General features: G+C 64.7%; 12 protein-coding genes. 7 read left to right on the forward strand and 5 right to left on the reverse strand.

Features of this window, described 5'->3' with window-relative positions; translation table 11 throughout:
* The first annotated feature begins 148 nt into the window (after positions 1 to 148).
* Positions 149 to 319 (forward strand): hypothetical protein, encoded by a 171-nt coding sequence (locus C4K40_RS31570; RefSeq protein WP_164485028.1) that lies wholly within the window; start codon positions 149 to 151, stop codon positions 317 to 319.
* Positions 320 to 360: 41 nt separating this feature from the next.
* Here C4K40_RS31570 and C4K40_RS16715 read toward each other — a convergent pair whose 3' ends face one another.
* The gene (locus tag C4K40_RS16715; protein WP_022639000.1) at positions 361 to 855 is read right to left on the reverse strand and encodes an MgtC/SapB family protein; all 495 of its coding nucleotides are present in this window, start codon (positions 853 to 855) and stop codon (positions 361 to 363) included.
* Between the two features lie 180 nt (positions 856 to 1035).
* On the opposite strand from C4K40_RS16715, the gene C4K40_RS16720 reads away from it, so the two are divergent.
* The 6 genes from C4K40_RS16720 to C4K40_RS16745 all read left to right on the forward strand — a co-directional run bounded on the left by C4K40_RS16720 (position 1036) and on the right by C4K40_RS16745 (position 7140).
* Complete coding sequence (locus C4K40_RS16720; protein WP_022639001.1) at positions 1036 to 1269, forward strand: DUF3203 family protein; 234 nt, start codon at positions 1036 to 1038, stop codon at positions 1267 to 1269.
* A gap of 207 nt (positions 1270 to 1476) precedes the next feature.
* A complete protein-coding gene (ccoG, locus tag C4K40_RS16725; RefSeq protein WP_053130367.1) occupies positions 1477 to 2892 on the forward strand; it encodes a cytochrome c oxidase accessory protein CcoG in 1416 nt (471 codons plus the stop codon).
* 151 nt (positions 2893 to 3043) lie between these two features.
* Entirely contained in the window at positions 3044 to 4453 is a 1410-nt protein-coding gene (gene mapR / locus C4K40_RS16730) for a GntR family transcriptional regulator MpaR (RefSeq protein ID WP_053130369.1), read from the forward strand.
* Positions 4454 to 4679: 226 nt separating this feature from the next.
* The gene (locus C4K40_RS16735; RefSeq protein ID WP_022639003.1) at positions 4680 to 5720 is read left to right on the forward strand and encodes a hypothetical protein; all 1041 of its coding nucleotides are present in this window, start codon (positions 4680 to 4682) and stop codon (positions 5718 to 5720) included.
* Positions 5721 to 5735: 15 nt separating this feature from the next.
* Entirely contained in the window at positions 5736 to 6533 is a 798-nt protein-coding gene (locus C4K40_RS16740; RefSeq protein ID WP_053130371.1) for a PoNe immunity protein domain-containing protein, read from the forward strand.
* A gap of 43 nt (positions 6534 to 6576) precedes the next feature.
* Positions 6577 to 7140, forward strand: coding sequence for a hypothetical protein (locus C4K40_RS16745; RefSeq protein ID WP_053130373.1), 564 nt, complete (start codon positions 6577 to 6579; stop codon positions 7138 to 7140).
* Between the two features lie 70 nt (positions 7141 to 7210).
* Here the strand turns inward: C4K40_RS16745 and C4K40_RS16750 are convergent, their stop codons facing one another.
* The 4 genes from C4K40_RS16750 to C4K40_RS16765 all read right to left on the reverse strand — a co-directional run bounded on the left by C4K40_RS16750 (position 7211) and on the right by C4K40_RS16765 (position 15181).
* On the reverse strand, positions 7211 to 7957 hold the full coding sequence (locus tag C4K40_RS16750) for an SDR family oxidoreductase (RefSeq protein WP_022639007.1): 747 nt from the start codon (positions 7955 to 7957) through the stop codon (positions 7211 to 7213).
* Between the two features lie 225 nt (positions 7958 to 8182).
* Positions 8183 to 10270, reverse strand: a complete 2088-nt coding sequence (locus tag C4K40_RS16755; protein WP_053130376.1) for a bifunctional diguanylate cyclase/phosphodiesterase — start codon at positions 10268 to 10270, stop codon at positions 8183 to 8185.
* A gap of 313 nt (positions 10271 to 10583) precedes the next feature.
* Positions 10584 to 12077: an efflux transporter outer membrane subunit gene (locus C4K40_RS16760; protein WP_053130379.1), complete on the reverse strand. Its 1494-nt coding sequence runs from the start codon at positions 12075 to 12077 to the stop codon at positions 10584 to 10586.
* Positions 12074 to 15181 (reverse strand): efflux RND transporter permease subunit, encoded by a 3108-nt coding sequence (locus C4K40_RS16765; protein ID WP_053130382.1) that lies wholly within the window; start codon positions 15179 to 15181, stop codon positions 12074 to 12076. The genes C4K40_RS16760 and C4K40_RS16765 overlap by 4 nt, the downstream gene beginning before the upstream one ends.
* Positions 15182 to 15274: the final 93 nt, after the last annotated feature.

A 15274-nucleotide genomic window follows, 5' to 3' on the forward strand; every position in this document is an offset into this window, starting at 1 on the left:
CAGCGCTGGATCGACACACTTAGGTTCCGAGCCACCCGCCTTACGGAAAGTTCAGCGCAATTGATCATCGTGACGGCGGGAATCAAATGCGCCGTTGCGGGGTCCACCGAACGAGCCGGTGCAACTGCAAGCACCCAGGAGGCCAGCAATGAGTATCCCGATCCCGGCGGATCCACCTGATCCGAACATCGACCAGCCACCCCTGCCGCCCAGCGAACCACCGGAGGTTCCCGAGCAGGAGCCACCGGACAGCACCCCGCCGCCCAAGGTCGACCCGCCCATGCCCAGGCCGCCGGTACTGGCCGAGCAGCGGGAATGAGTGCGGCGGTTCGCCGGCAAGCATAGATAGACAGGCGGTATTCAGCGCTTTTCCAGGCGCCGCACGATCAACGGCATCAGGCTGAAGACCATCAATGCCAGCAAGGTGCTCAACAGCGCCGTGGCCTCGCGGCCCATGCCGGCCGCGACGCCGATGGCGGCGGTCATCCACAACCCGGCGGCGGTGGTCAGGCCCTTGACGTGCTGGCCTGCCTCCTCCTCACGCCCCTTGAGAATGGTCCCGGCACCGAGGAAGCCGATCCCGGCGATCACTCCCTGGAGCACCCGGCTCATGGCGTCGGACTGGGCTCCCGAAAGGCTCGGCACCAGCACGAACAAGGCGGCGCCCATGGCCACCAGCATGTGGGTGCGCACTCCTGCCGCCTTGCCCTTCTGTTCCCGCTCGAACCCCAGCACCGCGCCCAGCGCTGCTGCCAGCAGCAGGCGCAGGATGATCCGGGTCATCTGCCGCGCATCGCCGATATCAGCGAACTCCGCTTGCAGGGTCAGCCATACCTCATGCCACCAGGCGTCCATCGAGTGTTCCTCCGGCCATCCCGGCCCCGCGGGTTGCGGGCCATGGGCTTCATTAAGGATGGACCGCGGCGTCGGGCAGATGGTGCCGGCCCACTGCCTGGCCGCCGTTGATCGCCGGCGGCGAACCCTGGCCGCGCTTCGGGCCCTAACCTGTATAGCCATCGCCAGGAGGTACCCGACATGAGCCTGCGCATCGAACAGCAGCACTGTTATTTCGACACCCAGACCCTCCACGAACGCCTGCCCGCCAGTGCCGTGACCATCATCACCGACAGCGCCAAGGCGATGTCGGCGGTGGAGATCAAGGGCGAGCGGATCTACATCACCGAAGCAGAAGCCGACGCATTGACCGTAGCAGGTGCCACCGACGGCCGACGCCACCTGAAGGCCTCCGGGGGTGATTCGGTGATTTGACTGACCTGGATCAGGGTCCGCCCCGTAGCCCTGTGCCATCAGCCTGCGGGGCCAGGTCCCCGGGGAACTTGCCGGGGTGCAGCAAGTTGTCGCAGGCCTCCTGGAAAGGCCATCTGATCCGCTTTTTTATCAAATAGCTGAGTCTGTTATGCAAACAGATCCGTGGTCATAGTTGCGCGGCCTGATGGAGGCTATGAGCGAACGACCATGAGCGAAAGAATCCCCGTCCGATTAGTAGAGACCTTCGAACCTTCACGCCCTAAACAGATGAAGACGAAGAGCACCGACAAACACGTCTACACCCGTAGTTTCAGCGGCCTGTTCCGCACCCTGCGCATGAGCGGCGCAGGGTTCCTGTTCCTCTTGTTCTTCGGCACCGTCTGGCTGAACTGGGGCGGACGCCAAGCAGTGCTGTGGGACCTGGCGGAAAGCAAGTTCCATATCTTCGGCGCCACCTTCTGGCCCCAGGACTTCATCCTCCTCTCGGCGCTGCTGATCATCTGCGCCTTCGGCCTGTTCTCCATCACGGTGTTCGCCGGCCGGGTGTGGTGCGGCTATACCTGCCCGCAGAGCTCCTGGACCTGGCTGTTCATGTGGTGCGAAAAGGTCACCGAGGGCGACCGCAACCAGCGGATCAAGCTGCAGGCCGCGCCCTGGAGCGCCAACAAGCTGGCCCGCCGGGCCCTCAAGCACACCCTGTGGCTGGGCATCAGCCTGCTCACCGGCCTGACCTTCGTTGGCTACTTCACCCCGATCCGGCCCCTGGCCCAGGAACTGATGACCCTGCAGATCGGCGGCCTGAGCCTGTTCTGGGTAGTGTTCTTCGCCGGCGCTACCTATATCAATGCCGGCTGGATGCGCGAAGCAGTGTGCATGCACATGTGCCCTTATGCCCGCTTCCAGAGCGTGATGTTCGACAAGGACACCCTGACCATTTCCTACAACCCGGCCCGTGGCGAAAGCCGAGGCCCGCGCAAGCGCGACGTCAAGCCCGCCGACGTCGGCCTGGGCGATTGCATCGACTGCCAGCTGTGCGTGCAGGTATGCCCCACCGGCATCGACATCCGCGACGGCCTGCAGATGGAATGCATCGGCTGCGCCGCCTGCATCGATGCCTGCGACTCGATCATGGACAAGATGGGCTACGCCCGCGGCCTGATCTCCTATACCTCCGAACATGAGCTGCAAGGAGGCAAGACCCACCTGCTGCGGCCGCGCCTGGTGGGCTACTGCGCAGTGATGCTGGTGATGATCGGCGCGCTGACCCTGGCCCTGGTGCAACGGCCGATGGTGTCCCTGGACGTGACCAAGGACCGTGGCCTGTTCCGCGAGAACGCCCTGGGACAGATCGAGAACATCTACAGCCTGAAGATCATCAACAAGACCCAGCAACGCCAGCAATACCAGGTAGCCCTGGTGGATGGCGAAGGCTTCGAGCTGCAAGGCAAGACCGAGCTGAGCCTGGCTCCAGGTGAAATCATCGACTTGCCGGTTTCGGTGGCGCTGGTCCAGGAACGCCCGCAAAGCAGTTCCCAGGACATCAGCTTCAAGGTCAGCGATAGCGACGATCCGGGCATCCAGGCCGTGGCGGCGAGTCGTTTTGTCGCGCCGATGAACCGCTGAACCTCTAGAATGCCGTGGCGAGGGGTATCCCGGGCCACGCCACGAGCACCCGCGGGCGCCCTGGACCTTCCTGGCGCCCGCGGGTCGCAGTCCCTACTCTCGCTACCTCACGCATGTCGCACCGATGACCAGACTGGATCTTGCACCGCAGATGAAACGCTACGAAAAATTCGCCGATGACATCGCCGAACTGATCCGTTCCGGGGTCCTGGGTCCTGGCCAGCGCGTACCCTCGGTGCGCTATGCCAGCCAGACCTACGGGGTCAGCCCGTCGACGGTGTTCCAGGCCTATTACCTGCTGGAACGCCGCGGGTTGATCCGTGCCCGCCCGCGTTCGGGCTACTTCGTCAATGCCCACGCGCCCAGCCCATTCTCCGAGCCGGTGATCAGCAGCGAAGTCAACGAATCCACCGAAGTCGATGTCAGCGAACTGGTGTTCTCGGTGCTCGACTCGATCAAGGACCCGAGTACCGTGCCCTTCGGCTCGGCCTTCCCCAGCCCGACCCTGTTCCCCCTGCAGCGCCTGTCCCGCTCCCTGGCCAGCGCGAGCCGCGAGATGGACCCACGGGTGGTGGTCACCGACATGTCGCCGGGCAACCCGCAACTGCGGCGGCAGATCGCCCTGCGCTACATGGTGGCGGGGCTGATGCTGCCCATGGAGGAGCTGCTGATCACCAACGGCGCCCTCGAGGCGCTGAACCTGTGCTTGCAGGCCGTGACCGAACCCGGCGACCTGGTGGCCATCGAGGCCCCGGCCTTCTATGCCAGCCTGCAGGTCCTGGAGCGACTCAAGCTCAAGGCGGTGGAGATTCCCGTGCACCCACGGGACGGCATCGACCTGGGGGTCCTGGCCCAGACCCTGGAGCGCCATCCGATCAAGGCTTGCTGGTGCATGACCAACTTCCAGAACCCCATGGGCGCGAGCATGCCCGAGGCCAAGAAACAGGAACTGGTGGAACTGCTGCGCCAGCACCAGGTGCCGCTGATCGAGGACGATGTCTACGCCGAGCTGTACTACGGCCAGCAAGCCCCGAAACCGGCCAAGGCCTTCGATACCGAGGGCCTGGTGATGCACTGCGGGTCCTTCGCCAAGAGCCTGGCCCCGGGCTACCGCATCGGTTGGGTGGCCGCCGGGCGCTACGCACAGAAGATCGAACGGCTCAAGTTGATGACCTCGTTGTGCGCCTCGATGCCGGCCCAGGCGGCGATCGCCGACTACCTGCAACATGGCGGCTACGACCGTCACCTGCGCAAGCTGCGCTATGCCCTGGAAGAACAGCAAAGCGCCATGCTGGCGGCGATCGCCCGGCACTTCCCGGCCCAGACCCGGGTCAGCCAGCCCGCTGGCGGCTACTTCCTGTGGCTGGAGCTACCGCCGCAGATGGACTCGCTGAAACTGTTCCAGATGGCCCTGGCCCAGGGCATCAGCATCGCCCCCGGGCCGATCTTTTCCCCGACCCAGCGTTTTCGCAATTGCATTCGCCTCAACTACGGCAGCCCCTGGAACGAGACGATGGAAAAGGCCATGGAGACCCTGGGGCGGATCATCCGCTCGTTCTGACCCCCGCCGAGCGCAGCCTGTGCTTGACTGGCCGAACGCTTGAGGTCCTGCGGACCTTGGCGCAGTCTCGACAGCGGCTACGGACTCGCTTCTTATGTCCGCTGCCGCAGGCTGCCCACAGGCGCGCAGCGGTCGCAGAGATACGCCCTTGGTGGTCAAACGACTTGCCCCCAGGCCGGCACTGGTGCAGCATCCGCGCTCGAATTTTCCAGGGAAGGAGCACGGCATGGTCGAAGACCTGTATTACGACGACTATCCAGAAGCCAAGGCCGAACTGAGCCAAGCCATCAAGCGCGGTCGCCTGCCGCTGCTGGCCCAGGAGCTCAACGCCTACGATACGGTCCAGGCGATCCTTGAACTGGATGCAGTGAACAATGACCAGGACGAAGCAGACGCCCTCTTCGACCTGGCCCTGGCCTTGATCGGCTGGATCCCCGGCCCCGGGCAGGAATTCAAGCTCATCCTGCGCCAGATCAACCGCGCCCCCTGGCGCCACGCCGATAAGCTCTTCGACCTGATCCGCCATACGCTGCTGAGCTGCCGGATCAAGACCAGCCCGGAACAATTACTGGAAAAATCCCTGGACCCCGCTCGCCTGACCGAGGAAATGCCAGAGATCGTCCGTGGCGTGCAGGCGTCCTCGACCTTCACAGGCCTTGCCCCACGCCAGCAGCAACTGGTGCTGCACAACCTGGACGAGGCCCGGGACCACAGCCAGATGCTCATGCAAGCGGTGCAGCAACGCATCGCACCGTGGCTGGCGGTGCAACGCAACAGTTCGGCCCTGGCCCACAGCCAGGGCCCGGCCCTGTTGCCCAAGCCGCAATCGGCAGGCAGTGCCGGTACCAGCAGTACCTTGCCCGCAGCCCGCGAGGCCGCCAGCACTCCACAAGCCATCAACCAGGGCATGGAGCACCTCACCGGCGACGGCCACTGGCTGGAACTGAACCTGCATTACTCCAACCTCGAACCCGTGTCCGGTGCCGCCTACCGGGTGGTCTTCACCGACGGTTCGCAAATCCAGGGGCACCTCGACGAAGAAGGCTTCGCCCGCCTGGAAGGCATCCCTGCCGGCACCGCCAAGGTCTACTACGGCGAAGACCCACGCCCCTACCAACGCCTGCCGATCCAGGCACTGGCGGCCGACCGCCCAGCCCTGGAGGAGGAGCTCGGCATCCTGTGCCTGGAGCCTACCGAGGTGGACCTGCCGACCCTGCTGCTGGAAGCGTCCGAGCGCAAGCCGGCTTTCACCCTGATCCCCTATTGAACCGAGGCGAGCGCGATGAACCGCAGGCAAGTGTTTCTCAGCCACAAACAGTACTACCAGCTCAGCGAGCACCTGGAAGGCACCGAGGCCTTCTGGCAGGAGCACTCCATGGAGGCCGACTGCCCCCTCCAGGAAGCCTCCTTCAAGGCCCGGCAGGTGCAGCAAGCGCGCCTGCACCGGCTGATCCTCGGCTACACCGCTGGCGAGCCCATGCAAGCGCTGGCCCAGGCCCTGGACGCAGTGGTGGAAAGCTACGAGGACTACCAGCGCAAGCTGGCGCGCTATGAAGAACTGCCGGAAATCGCGCCCCTGGCGATCGATCACTACCCTCATGACTTCGAGGAGTACGTACAGGTCATCAGCCTGTGCATCCTCCTGCAACGCAGCGACCTGCTGCCACGGGTGGCGCTGTTGCAGGATCGCGCCGGCTACCATGGCGAGGACGTGCTGATCGAGGATCTGCTCAAGGGTTTCCTGGCCGACCGGGTGGAGGTGGATGAGTGGTACCACGAGGTCTACACGCCCCTGGTGCGCGCGGTCTACCACGAGGACCCGGCGCAAGCCCGAGAATTGTTGGTGGAGTACTGCAACCAGTGGTACCCGGCCTTCGTGCACGCTCCGTGGCACGACAGCCATAGTTTCGACGACGATGGCGGCTACTTCGGCTATTGGGCCTTCGAGGCCGCGGCCATCGTCTACCTCTACGGCCTGGACGATGGCGCGGTGCGGCACATGATCTATCCCCGGGACATGCTCCAATATGCCCGCCGCTTCACCCCACCGAATATTCCCGGGCAGGCGACACAAGACTGATGCGTGCCGTTTTGGCTCCATTTACACAGGCGGCGAAACAGCCATGAAATCCTGGATCAAGACCCTGCTGGTCACCCTCCTCGCCGCAGCCCTGTGCCTGCTGTTCGCTCGCGTCGTACTGCCCCCGGTGCTGATGCTGATAATGCTGCCAAGCTGGGAAGGCGGCGGCTGGTACTGGGCCAACCTGCTGCTGGCCGGTTTCCTGGCCGGACTGCTGGTAGCGCCCCTGTTGCCGACCCGACGCTTTTATCCAGTGCCTTTGCTGTTGCTGCTATCGGCCTTGCTGGTGTTGCACAACTGGAGCGAGAGCCGCTGCAACGATGCCCAGTTGCAGGCCATCGAACAACTGGCGGCACGTGAAGCGAGCCATGCCAAGCTGGAGCTCTCGGATGAGCAACTGGCGCCATCAGACCCGACACCGGTGAACAAGGTCCCGGGAGTCTGGGCAGATGAGCAGGGTTATGGATTTCGCTATAGCTGCATACGCCCTGGCGAAACCCTGAGTCGCCTGCTGCCGCTATCGATGAGCTATGCCACCGGCCTGCTTGGGCTACTGCTGGCCTTGCTGATCGCGCCCCGCCGCCGCACCGTCGACGCGTTGCCCTGAGCCCTGGCATCCGCAGTCTGGTGCCAGGCTCAGGGGTTATTGGCCGACAAACCGGCTCATGGACCAGGAATCAGCGACCGCCGCCCAGGTCGACGAAGGTGCCGGTGGCATAGGAGGCCTTGTCCGACAGCAGCCAGATGATGGCCTCGGCCACCTCGTCCGGACGCCCGCCGCGGCCCATGGGGATGGCGCTCTCCAGCTTGCTGACACGGTCGGCATCGCCGCTGAGCGCATGGAAATCGGTATAGATATAGCCCGGGCGCACGGCGTTGACGCGGATGCCCTCGCCCGCCACTTCCTTGGCCAGGCCGATGGTGAAGGTGTCCAGCGCGCCCTTGGAAGCCGCGTAGTCGATGTACTCGCCAGGCGAGCCCAGGCGCGCCGCCACCGATGATACGTTGACGATGCTGCCGCCCTGCCCGCCATGGCGCGGCGACATGCGCAGCACCGCGTGCTTGGCGCAGAGGATCGGCCCCATGACGTTGGTCTTCATGATCTTCTGGATGCGGAACTCGGACATTTCCTCCAGGCGCGACTTCTGCCCCACGGTGCCGGCATTGTTGACCAGCGCCGTAACCCGGCCCAGCTCGGCGTCGACCCGCTGGAACAGGCCGATGACTTCATCTTCGATACTGACATCGGCCCGTACGGCGATCGCCTGGGCGCCCAGGGCCCGGACCTGCTCCAGGACCTGCTGGGCAGACTGCTCGTCGGCCTGGTAGTTGATACACACCTTGAAACCCTGCTGCGCGGCCAGCAACGCCGTGGCTGCGCCGATCCCCCGCCCGCCACCGGTGATGACGATGACTTTGTCCATGCTGCCAACTCCCTCACTGATCATTTCAACGCGAGCCATTAAACACCGCGCAGCCAGTGATGAAAACCGCAACCGACCGCCCTTGGCGCAATCGGCCAGGCACAGGCTCTGTGCAGCCGCTGCCGCAGGCTGCGCACGCCTGCACGGCGGGCGCAGGACCAAGTAATGGGGCGAGCCTGGAGCATCGTGCGCCAGGGGTTGCGGCGGCGCAGCTGCCTGCAGGACTCAGGCTTCGCGTTCGAGTTTCTGCAGGTTCTGGCGCAAGCCCTGGAGGAATCGCTCGGGAGGCATAGGGTGGCCGAGGTAGTAGCCTTGCAGCGAATCGCACCCAAGCTCGGTGAGGAAGGTCCGCTGCACACCGGTCTCCACACCCTCGGCGACGATCCGCAGGCCCAGCGCCTGGCCCAGGGCGACGATCGCCGAGACGATGGCGGCGTCGTCGCTGTCGTGCTCCAGGTCACGGACGAAGCCACGGTCGATCTTCAGTTCGTTGGCCGGCAAGCGCTTGAGGTACATCAGGCTCGAATAGCCGGTGCCGAAATCGTCGATGGACAGGTCCACGCCCATGTCCGCCAATTGCTGCAGGACGATCATGCTGACATCGGCATCATGCATCGCCGTGGTCTCGGTGATTTCCAGGGTCAGGTTGTTGGCCGGCAGGTGGTAGCGCTCCAAGGCGCCGGACACGCTGTTGACCAGCCCCCCATGGCAGAACTGCATGGCCGACAGGTTCACCGCGATGCGCCAATCGGTATAACCCTCGGCGTACCACTGCTGCATCTGCCGGCAGGCTTCGTCCAGCACCCACTCACCGATGGAAATGATCAGGCCGGTCTTCTCCGCCAGCTCGATGAACTTGTCCGGCATCAGCAGCCCGTGCTGCGGATGCTCCCAGCGCAACAAGGCCTCGGCCCCTACCGGCCGGCCGTCGACGGCATCGAACTTGGGCTGGTAGTGCAGGCGGAACTGATGGTGTTCCAGGGCATTGCGCAGGTCCTGGAGCAACTGCAGCTGGCGCCGGGCATTGTTGTTCATCGAGGCATCGAAAAAGCTGTAGCCGTTCTTGCCGGTGCCCTTGGCGTGATACATCGCGGCATCGGCGTTCATCAAGAGCTCCTGGGCGCTCTGGCCATTGCCCGGATACACCGCGATGCCGATGCTGGCGGAGATCTGCAGCTCGTGCTCGGCCACCTTGAACGAACGCGATACCAAGCCCACCTGGCGCGACGCCAGGCGCAGGGCGTCGTCGGGCTCGGCAAGCTGCACCAGCAGCACGAACTCGTCGCCGCCGATCCGGGCCAGGGTATCTTCGCTGCGCAGATCCTCGCGCAGGCGCTGGGCCACCTCGCGCAGGAGCTGGTCGCCCATGTGGTGGCCGAAGGCGTCGTTGACCGGCTTGAAACCGTCCAGGTCGATGAACATCAGGGCGAAGCAGCCACCGTGGGCGGTGACCCGGTGCATGGCCTGGTCGATGCGGTCGGCCAGCAGGATGCGGTTCGGCAAGCCGGTCAGGGTATCGTGCAGGGCCAGTTGGGTGAGTTCCTTGTTGGCCTCGGTCAGGGACTGCGCCAGCACGGCGGTGCGCGCCTCCAGGCGAGCATCGAGTACCGAGGTCAGCAAGGCGATGATCAACACCGCCAGGGTGGTGATCAGCACCAGGTTGTCCAGGCCCTTGCCACTCAGGCCGTCGGCCAGGGCCCCGCAGAAGCTGCCCCCGGAAAATCGTGCGGCGGCCATGCCGGTGTAGTGCATGCCGACGATGGCGAAGCCCATGATGATCGCCGCGCCGGTGCGCACCAGGCGTACGTAGGGCGTGTTCTGGCGCAGGCGGAAGGCGATCCACAGCGCCGCCAGGGATGCGCCGAAGGCGATCAGCAGCGAAGCGCCGAACAGCTGCGGGTCGTAGTCGATACCCGGCTGCATGCGCAGGGCCGCCATGCCGGTGTAGTGCATTCCGCTGATTCCCGAGCCCATGATCAGCGCCCCGAACAGCAACTGCATCACTGGCAGGCGCGGCTGGCTCACCAGCCATAGGGCGAAACCGCAAGACAGGAAGGAAATCAGCAACGACAGCGCCGTGAGGCCGATGTCGTAGCCCAGGTCGATGGGCAATGAAAAGGCCAGCATGCCGATGAAATGCATGGACCAGACGCCGATGCCCATGGCCAGGGCACCGCCGCCCATCCACAGGTAGGCCGCGCGTCCCTGGGCGGTGGCTATGCGGCCGGTGAGATCGAGAGCGGTATAGGAAGCGAGGATCGCCACGAAAATGGAGATCAGGACCAGTGCGGAGGAGTAGCTACCGATGAGCATTAGGCGTCTCTTGGCCGTTGTGCCGACATCCCTGCGCGGCGGGCAAAACCGCAGATTGTACTGATTGCAGGAAATAACGCATCCATAAAGTTAGCAAAAGGCCATCAGTCTGACAGAGGGTCCACAAGCCCCTACAAGCCTCATGGATATGGCCTTGGCACATTCACAGGAGCGTCTTTCGGCCGGCGCCGGACAATCTCGGTTGCTTCCTGCTTTATCGGCGTCGACAGCAAATACTGTAGCTGCTGATGACGATCTCGAAGGCTCTGCATCGCGCGATCGTGGCAGGCCCCCATGGCTGCCCCGCTCCCGGCTACTTCTGCTCGCTGACCTGCAACTGGCCATCCCAGCCGCCGCCCAGGGCCGCGATCAGTTGCACGCTGGCGATCAGGCGACTCTGCAACAGGCTCAGGACACTGCGCTCATTGCTCAGCGCGGTGGTCTGGCTGGTCACCACATCCAGATAGCCGATGAGCCCGGCCTTGTACTGGTTCTCGGTCAGGCGCAGGGCATCGCGGGCCGAGTCCAGGGCCTGCTGGCGCACGCCCGCCTCGTCCTCCAGGACCTTGAGCTGGGTCATGTAGTTCTCTACCTCGCGAAAGCCGTCGAGCACGGTCTGTCGGTACTTGGCCACGGTCTGGTCGTATACCGCCACCGTGCGGTCCACCTCCGCCGAGCGCTGGCCGCCATCGAACAGGGTCATCGCCAGTTTCGGCCCCACCGACCAGAAACGGTTCGGCAACGTGATCCAGTTGGAGTAGGTGCTGCTGCTATAGCCGCCGGCCATGCTCAAGGTCAGGTCCGGATAATAGGCCGCCTTGGCTACGCCGATATTGGCGTTGGCCGCCATCATCGCCCGCTCGGCCGAGGCGATGTCGGGGCGCCGCTCCAGCAATTGCGAAGGCACGCCCAGGGGGACCTGGGGCAGTACCGGGACGTTCTGCACCTCGGCCAGCTTGAACTCGGCCGGCGGCACGCCGATCAGCACCGCAATGGCGTTCTCGAACTGAGCGCGCTGCCAGATCAGGTCGATCAGGTCGGCCTGGGTGCTCTTGAGCTGGGTCTGGGCCTGGGCCACCGCGTCCTTGCCGGCGACTCCGGCCTGGTACTGGTTCTGCGTCATGGTCAGGGACCGCTGATAGGCCACCACCGTGGCTTCCAGCAGGCGCTTCTGCTCATCGATCACCCGCAGTTGCAGGTAGTTCTGCACCAGTTCGGACTGCTGGCTCAGGCGCATGGCCGCCAGGTCGGCGAAGCTCGCCTCGGCACTGCCCTCGTTGGCCTCCAGGCCACGGCGCAGCTTGCCCCAGATATCGGCCTCCCAACTCACCCCCAGCTGGGTGTTATAGGTGTCGCGGATACCGCTGCTGGAACTGCTCAGGGCCGAGCTACTGCTGCCGGTGCCCTGGCTGGCGCGGGTCTTGCCAGCACTCAGGTCGACACTGGGAAAGAACGCCCCGCGGGAACTGCGCACCAGGGCCTGGGCCTGGCGGTACTGGGCTTCGGCCTGGGCCACGCTCTGGTTGGCACTATTGAGCTGGGCCACCAGGCCATTGAGCTGGGTATCGCCATACAGCTCCCACCAGGCGCCACGGGCCAGGGCATCGCTGGGACTGGCCTGGCGCCAGCCCTCGGCGGCCTTGTATTGCGCAGGCTCGGCCACTTCGGGTCGCTGGTAGTCGGGACCGATGGCGCAGGCGCTGAGCAACAGCACGCACAGGCCCAGGCTCAGGGCCCGTGAGCCCCGGGCCATGGCCAGGCGCTGGGCGGACAACAGCGAAACGGGACGGGACGAGTGTTCGGTCATAGCGGCGTTTCCAGAGCGGCATCGGTACGGACCCCACGCCAGTGGTTGAACTTGTGGCGCAGGCGGTCGAGATAGAGGTAGACCACCGGGGTGGTGTAGAGGGTCAGGATCTGGCTGAAGACCAGGCCGCCGATGATGGTCAGGCCCAGGGGCTGGCGCATTTCCGAGCCCTCGGCAGTGCCCAGCAGCAGCGGCAAGGCGCCGAGGATCGCCGCCAGGGTGGTCATCAGGATCGGCCGCAGGCGCTGCAGGCAGGCACTGCGGATCGACTGCAGCGGGTCGAGCTTCTCATGCCGTTCCAGTTGCAGCGCCAGGTCGATCATCAGGATCGCGTTCTTCTTCACCACGCCGATCAGCAGGAACAGCCCCAGCAGCGAAATCAGGCTGAACTCGCTACCCAGCACGTAGATCGAGAGCAAGGCGCCGACGCCGGCCGAGGGCAAGGTAGAAAGGATGGTCAGCGGGTGGATGTAGCTCTCGTAGAGCACCCCGAGCACCAGGTACACCGCCAGCAGCGCACCGAGGATCATGAACGGCTGGCTTTTCTGGGTGGCGGCGAAGGCGTCGGCGGTGCCGGCCATCTTGATGATCACGTCCTCGGGCATGCCCAGCTTGGCGATCGCCCGTTCGATGGCGGCGGTGCCCTGCTCCACGGTGATGCCTTCAGCCATGTCGAAGGAAATGCTCTCCGAGGCGAACTGGCCCTCGTGGCTGACCCGATCGTCTTCCAGGCTGCTCTCGTAATGGGCGATGGTCGACAGCGGGATCCGAGCCCCGTCGGCGGTGATCACCTGCACCTGGTTCAGGGTGATCGGGTCCTGGGCGTACTTGGGATTGACCTCCATCACCACCTGGTACTGGTTGAGGCTGTCGTAGATGGTGGAGATCTGCCGCTGGCTGTAGGCGTTGTTGAGCACCGCGGTGACCATGTCCATGTCCACCCCCAGGCGCTTGGCCTGGTCACGGTCCACCACCAGGGTCACCTGTTGCGCACCGTGGCCGTCCCGGGCATCGATGGCGGTCAGCTCGGGCAAGGCCCGCAACGCCGCGACCACCTTCGGGTACCACTCGCGCAGTTCGCCCAGGTCGCCGCTCTGCAGGATGTAGGAATACTGCGAGGTGGTCTGTTCGCGGCCACCACCGAACTGCAGGTCCTGGTCGGCCATCAGCATCAGCTGGGCCCCGGGCACCTTGGGCATTTCCTTGCGCAGGCGCTCGATGACCTTCTGCGCCGAGATACTGCGTTCCTTGATGGGTTTCAGGCGCACCAGCATGAAGGCGTTGTTGGTGCCGTTGGAGCCACCGATGAAGCCGGCCACGCTCTCCACCGCCTCATCCTTGAGCACGGCGCGGCGGAAGATCTCCATCTTCGGCTGCATCACGCTGAAGGACAGGCCGTCGTCGCCACGGACGAAACCGATCAACTGGCCAGTGTCCTGCTGGGGCATGAAGGTCTTGGGCACCACTACATACAAGGCGACGTTGACGCCAATGGTCAGCAGCAGGCTGAGCAGGGTCAGGCGTCGATGCCGTAGCACCCAGTCCAGGCTGCTGGCGTACTTGCCGACCATCCAGTCGTTGCTGCGCCGGCTCCAGCGCTGCAGGGCATTCTCCTGGCCCGGCAGATGGGGCTTGAGCCAGCGGGCGCAGAGCATCGGCGTCAGGGTCAGGGACACCACCAGCGAGACCACGATGGCCGCCGCCAGGGTGATGGAGAACTCGCGGAACAGGCTCTCGATGATCCCGCCCATGAACAGGATCGACAGGAACACCGCCACCAGCGAGACGTTCATCGACAACAGGGTGAAGCCCACTTCCTTGGCTCCCATGTAGGCAGCCTGCAGCGGCTTCACGCCCTCGTCGATATGCCGCGAGATGTTCTCCAGGACCACGATGGCATCGTCCACCACCAACCCCGTGGCCAGGATCAGCGCCATCAGCGACAGGTTGTTCAGGGAAAAGCCGTACAGGTACATGACGGCGAAGGTGCCCACCAGCGATACCGGTACCGCCAGGGTCGGGATCACCGAGGCGCGGAAGTTGCCCAGGAACAGGAACACCACCAGGATCACCAGGGCCACGGCGATCAGCAGCGTCATCTCGGCCTCGTGCAAGGTGGCCTTGATCACCGGCGAACGGTCCATGGCCAGGTTGAGCTTGACGCTGGCCGGCAGCACCGCCTGCAACGCCGGCAACTGGGCCTTGATCTCGTTCACCGTCTCGATGATGTTGGCCCCGGCCTGGCGGTTGATCACCAGCAGCACGGCGGCGTCGTCGTTGAAGAAGCCGCTGTTGTAGCGATCCTCGACGCCATCGCTGACCTTGGCCACGTCCTTCAGGCGCAGGGCCGCGCCGTTGTTGTAGTGGATGATCAGCGGTTCGTAATCACGGGCCTTCTCCAGCTGGTCGTTGGCCTGGATCTGCCACAGCCGCTGGTCATCCTCCACCGAGCCCTTGGGCCGGCGCTGGTTGGCATTGGCGATGGCGTTGCGTACGTCGTCCAGGGCCACCCCGTACTGGTTGAGCAGTTGCGGCTCCAGTTCGATGCGCACCGCCGGCAGCGAGCTGCCACCGACCTGTACCTCGCCCACCCCCTGAACCTGGGACAGGCTCTGGGACAGGATCGTCGAGGCCAGGTCGTAGAGCTGGCCCTTCTCCAGCACGTCGGAGGTCAAGGACAGCACCATGATCGGCGCCTGGGACGGGTTGACCTTCTTGTAGGTGGGCATGCTGCGCATGCCGCTGGGCAACAGGTTGCGCGAGGCGTTGATCGCCGCCTGCACTTCCCGCGCCGCACCATTGATATCGCGGCCCAGGTCGAATTGCAGGATCACCCGGGTCGAACCCTGGCTGGAGCGGCTGCTCATGGTGTCGATCCCGGCGATGGCGCCGAAGGAACGCTCCAGGGGCGTGGCCACGGTGGAGGCCATGACCTCGGGGCTGGCCCCGGGCAGGCTGGCCTGGACCACGATCACCGGGAAATCCATCTGCGGCAACGGCGCCACCGGCAACAGGCCGAAGCTGACGCCGCCCAATAACATAATCGCCAGACTCAAGAGCATCGTCGCCACGGGACGCCTGATAAAAGGTCCGGACAGGTTCATGGGCGGCAGCTCCAAGCTTCAAGCTGCAAGCTACAAGAGAAAAGCAGGACGCCCAGCAGCGGCTCTGGCTTTTGCTCCGGCTTGCCGCTTGCA

Source organism: Pseudomonas sp. CMR5c, from assembly GCF_003850545.1.
In the GTDB taxonomy this organism is placed as follows: Bacteria; Pseudomonadota; Gammaproteobacteria; order Pseudomonadales; family Pseudomonadaceae; genus Aquipseudomonas; species Aquipseudomonas piscis.

Excerpts from the sequence above, each read along its gene's own strand:
- C4K40_RS31570 (WP_164485028.1), top strand. The coding sequence starts at position 149 with ATGAGTATCCCGATCCCGGCGGATCCACCTGATCCGAACATCGACCAG.
- C4K40_RS16715 (WP_022639000.1), bottom strand. The coding sequence starts at position 855 with ATGGACGCCTGGTGGCATGAGGTATGGCTGACCCTGCAAGCGGAGTTC.
- C4K40_RS16720 (WP_022639001.1), top strand. The coding sequence starts at position 1,036 with ATGAGCCTGCGCATCGAACAGCAGCACTGTTATTTCGACACCCAGACC.
- ccoG (WP_053130367.1), top strand. The coding sequence starts at position 1,477 with ATGAGCGAAAGAATCCCCGTCCGATTAGTAGAGACCTTCGAACCTTCA.
- mapR (WP_053130369.1), top strand. The coding sequence starts at position 3,044 with ATGAAACGCTACGAAAAATTCGCCGATGACATCGCCGAACTGATCCGT.
- C4K40_RS16735 (WP_022639003.1), top strand. The coding sequence starts at position 4,680 with ATGGTCGAAGACCTGTATTACGACGACTATCCAGAAGCCAAGGCCGAA.
- C4K40_RS16740 (WP_053130371.1), top strand. The coding sequence starts at position 5,736 with ATGAACCGCAGGCAAGTGTTTCTCAGCCACAAACAGTACTACCAGCTC.
- C4K40_RS16745 (WP_053130373.1), top strand. The coding sequence starts at position 6,577 with ATGAAATCCTGGATCAAGACCCTGCTGGTCACCCTCCTCGCCGCAGCC.
- C4K40_RS16750 (WP_022639007.1), bottom strand. The coding sequence starts at position 7,957 with ATGGACAAAGTCATCGTCATCACCGGTGGCGGGCGGGGGATCGGCGCA.
- C4K40_RS16755 (WP_053130376.1), bottom strand. The coding sequence starts at position 10,270 with ATGCTCATCGGTAGCTACTCCTCCGCACTGGTCCTGATCTCCATTTTC.
- C4K40_RS16760 (WP_053130379.1), bottom strand. The coding sequence starts at position 12,077 with ATGACCGAACACTCGTCCCGTCCCGTTTCGCTGTTGTCCGCCCAGCGC.
- C4K40_RS16765 (WP_053130382.1), bottom strand. The coding sequence starts at position 15,181 with ATGAACCTGTCCGGACCTTTTATCAGGCGTCCCGTGGCGACGATGCTC.